This window comes from Sutterella parvirubra YIT 11816 (assembly GCF_000250875.1).
In the GTDB taxonomy this organism is placed as follows: Bacteria; Pseudomonadota; Gammaproteobacteria; order Burkholderiales; family Burkholderiaceae_F; genus Sutterella; species Sutterella parvirubra.
The window spans coordinates 1-3,322 of record NZ_JH604997.1; the positions used below are offsets into that span (position 1 = coordinate 1).

3 protein-coding genes are annotated in these 3,322 nt (G+C 68.5%); 2 read left to right on the forward strand and 1 reads right to left on the reverse strand.

The features are described 5' to 3' along the window. Positions 1–39: 39 nt before the first annotated feature. A complete protein-coding gene (gene mnmC1 / locus HMPREF9440_RS07480; protein ID WP_008542980.1) occupies positions 40–1,605 on the forward strand; it encodes an FAD-dependent 5-carboxymethylaminomethyl-2-thiouridine(34) oxidoreductase MnmC1 in 1,566 nt (521 codons plus the stop codon). A 69-nt stretch (positions 1,606–1,674) separates the two neighbouring features. On the opposite strand, the gene HMPREF9440_RS07485 is transcribed toward mnmC1, so the two are convergent. Continuing rightward, a complete protein-coding gene (locus tag HMPREF9440_RS07485; protein ID WP_008542982.1) occupies positions 1,675–2,400 on the reverse strand; it encodes a UPF0149 family protein in 726 nt (241 codons plus the stop codon). A 162-nt stretch (positions 2,401–2,562) separates the two neighbouring features. Between HMPREF9440_RS07485 and HMPREF9440_RS07490 the strand changes: the two genes are divergently transcribed. After that, a partial coding sequence (locus HMPREF9440_RS07490) for an undecaprenyl-diphosphate phosphatase (protein WP_008542983.1) occupies positions 2,563–3,322 on the forward strand: 760 nt, incomplete at its 3' end.

The following is a 3,322-nucleotide window of genomic DNA, read 5'->3' on the forward strand; positions in this document are numbered from 1 at the left end:
GCTTCTGACTTTAGTCAGGAGTTGTTTACGAGTTGACCCATGACCCAAGCCGTTCTCATCACGCCCGAAGCGTCGGCGCTCCCCGAAGCGGGAGCGCTCGTCGACGCGCGCCTCGCCGCCGGAGCGCTCGTGCGCGTGCTCGCGCCTCTCGACAAGGGTGCTCCGGGCGTGGAGGAACGCCGCGTGGGGCCGGGGCGGCTCCAAACCTTCCGCTTCCCCGAGCGGGAGCTTCGCCGCGAGTGTGCGGGAGGTTGGTGCGAGGTGCTACTTGCGGACCCCGCGTCGGCCCGCTCTTGGCGGGCGATCCTCACGCCCGCCGCCCGATGCCGCTTTCTCGGTACGCCCCCTGCGGGGGACCCGCGCCGGGACGGCGGGGTTTGGCTTCCCGGTGAGGACGGCGCCTGGCGGGTGCCCGGCGACGCGTCGGCGCCGCCGCGAATCCGGCGCGCCGTCGTCGTTGGGGCCGGGATCGCCGGAGCCTTCACCGCGTACGAGCTCGCGAGGCGGGGCGTCGCGGTCGACGTGATCGACCGTTGGGGCGCGCCCGCCAACGGCGCGAGCGCGCTTCGCGCCGCGATCATTCACCCGCACTGGCAGGCGGCGGACGGACCCACGTCGAGGCTCACGCGCCAGGGGTTCGGCCGGATGCTCAATCTCCTCGACGACTTCCCCGAAGCGTTCGATCCCTGCGGGGTGATGGACGTCGCGGAGGACGACGCCGAATGGGCGAAGTGGTGCCGCGCGGTCGAGGACGGGAGGCCCTTTCCGGTGCCTGAGGACTTCGCCCGTCTCACGGACCGTGACGCGGCGCGCGGGCGCACCGGCCTGCCGTTGGCGCGCGGCGGTTGGTGGTTCCCGAAGGCGGGCGTGGTGCGCCCGGCGCTCCTCGCCCGGCGGCTTCTCGAAGCATCGGGTGCGCGCGTGCTGATGGGAGCGGAGGTGCGGCTCACGCGCGAAGACGGTCTCTGGCGCGCCCGCTTCGTGCGGGGCGGCGCCGTCGCCGCCGAGGCCGAAGCCGCGGTCGCCGCGTCGGCCTTGGACGCCTGCGCCGTGCTGGACGCCCCGGCCGACTTCTTCGGGCTCTCGCCCCTTTACGGCCGGATTTCGCTCCTGCGGGACACCGACTTCCGGGACGTGCGCTGCGCCGTCACCGGGCACGGCTACCTCGTGAGGACTGAGGAGGGCTTCTGCGGCGTGGGCGCCACCTACGAGCAGGGGACGGAACCCCAAATCACGGCCGTGGAGGCGCACGACCGGAACATGGAGGCCTTCTCAAGACTCCTGACGGACACCCCGGAGGCGCTCTGGGGCGGGTACTATGCGGGCGTGCGCGCGGTCGCGAGGGACCGCATGCCCTTGGCCGGACCCGTGACCCTGCCTGCCGAACTTGAAGGCCTCACTTTCCGCGGCCGCCCCGAATTGAAGGACCTTCCGGTCACCGAAGGTCTCTGGGGGCTCTTCGGCCTCGGGTCGCGCGGCCTCACCTGGGGGCGGATTTTGGCCGAGCACGTCGCCGCGGAGATGACGGGCGAGCCTACGATCCTTCCCGCGTCGCTCGCGCGGGCCGTCGCGCCCGCACGCTTCGCGCCGGTGCTCTCGCGCTGACGAAAGCGGCCGACAAACGAAAAGCGCCCCGCCGGAAGCGGAGCGCCTTCACGTCAGATCTGACGGGGATCAATTCTTCCCGCAGCACTGCTTGTACTTCTTGCCGCTCCCGCACGGGCACGGATCGTTGCGGCCGACGCGCGGCTCTTCACGGCGGATCGGCTTGTTGGGCGAGAGCTTCGCCTTCATGTCGAAGACTGCCTTCACGACGTCGTAGAGGGCGTCTTCGAGGGTCTTCGGGTCGCCTTCGCGGTGAAGGTTCGCGAGGAACGCCTTCAACTTCTCGGCGGCTTCGGGCGTGTCGTCGTCGGGCGAATAGGCGTCCTCGGGGATGCAACGCGAGATCGGGCGCAGGAGTTCGGCGATCTCTTCGTCTTCGGCGACGTCTTCGGGCCAGAGCTCCCAGCCGTAGATGAAGCCGGTCGCCCAGGGTTCGATCGCCTCGATCGCTTCCTCACCCTCGAGGATTTCTTCGTCGTTCTCGTCGGCGAGCGGGAAGATGATCGGGTCGAGACCGCCCCCGGCGGCGAGCGACGCTTCGATTTCGCGGCGGCGCATGCCGATCAGCTCGAAGAGACGGGCGTTGTCGGGCATCGCTTCGGGGTCGCCGTCTTCGCTGAAGATGTAGGGGAGGACGTCTTCGTCGGAGGGCTTCGCGGGATTGAGCGCGACGGCGGTGAGGTAGCCGTCCAGCACGCCCGCATCCATCGCGGCGCTTTCTTCGGGAAGGGATTCGAGGATCGACTGGAGCTCGTTGAGCTCGGCGTCGTCAAAGAGGCGCTTGTCTTGGGCCATGGGTGACTCTCTGTTTGGGGAAGAAGGCCGTAACCCGTACGGCCGCGCTCATGATACGCGGGATTCGTTTCGAGAAGTTGTGCGGAGGCCTCCCCGTGCGCGCCAAAGGCGATAATGACGCCTCGTAGACAACGCACACCCAGGGCTACACAGGATTGCATCGTGGATTGGCTCCTTCTCATTCAGGCCGTCGTGCTCGGCATCGTCGAAGGCCTCACCGAATTTCTGCCGGTGAGCTCGACCGGGCATCTCATCATCGCCAGCGAACTCGTGGGCTTTGCGGAAACGCCCGGATCGGACACCTTCGTGGTCGCCATTCAAGCGGGCGCGATTCTCGCCGTCTGCTGGTACTACCGCGCGCGCATCCTCTCGATTCTGCGCGGACTCTTTTCGAGTCCCAAGGAGCAGCGCCTCGCGGTCAACGCGATCGTGGCGTTTCTGCCCGCCGCCGTCATCGGCGTCATGGTCGCCGGGCTCATCAAGCACTATCTCTTCAATCCCGTCACCGTCGCCGCGGCCTTGGTCGTGGGCGGCTTCATCATCCTCTGGGTGGAAAAGCGCGCCGTAGGGCTGACGCCCCGCGTCGCGACGATGGACGACCTCACATGGAAGGACGCGCTGGCCGTCGGCTTCATGCAGTGCCTCGCGATGATTCCGGGGACGAGCCGCTCGGGCGCAACGATCATCGGCGGGCTCGTTCTGGGGCTCTCGCGGCGCGCCGCGACCGAATTCTCCTTCTTCCTCTCGATTCCGACCATCTTCGGCGCGACGGTCTACGACCTCTGGAAGTCGCGTGACACGCTTACGGTCGACAGCTGGGAGCCGTTCCTCGTGGGCACCGCGATCTCCTTCGTGAGCGCGCTGCTCGTCGTGCACTGGCTTCTCCGCTACGTCTCGCGCCACGACTTCCGCGCGTTCGGCT

What these genes read in the sequence shown, in the direction of transcription:
- mnmC1 (WP_008542980.1), top strand. Translation starts at nt 40, where the DNA reads ATGACCCAAGCCGTTCTCATCACGCCCGAAGCGTCGGCGCTCCCCGAA.
- HMPREF9440_RS07485 (WP_008542982.1), bottom strand. Translation starts at nt 2,400, where the DNA reads ATGGCCCAAGACAAGCGCCTCTTTGACGACGCCGAGCTCAACGAGCTC.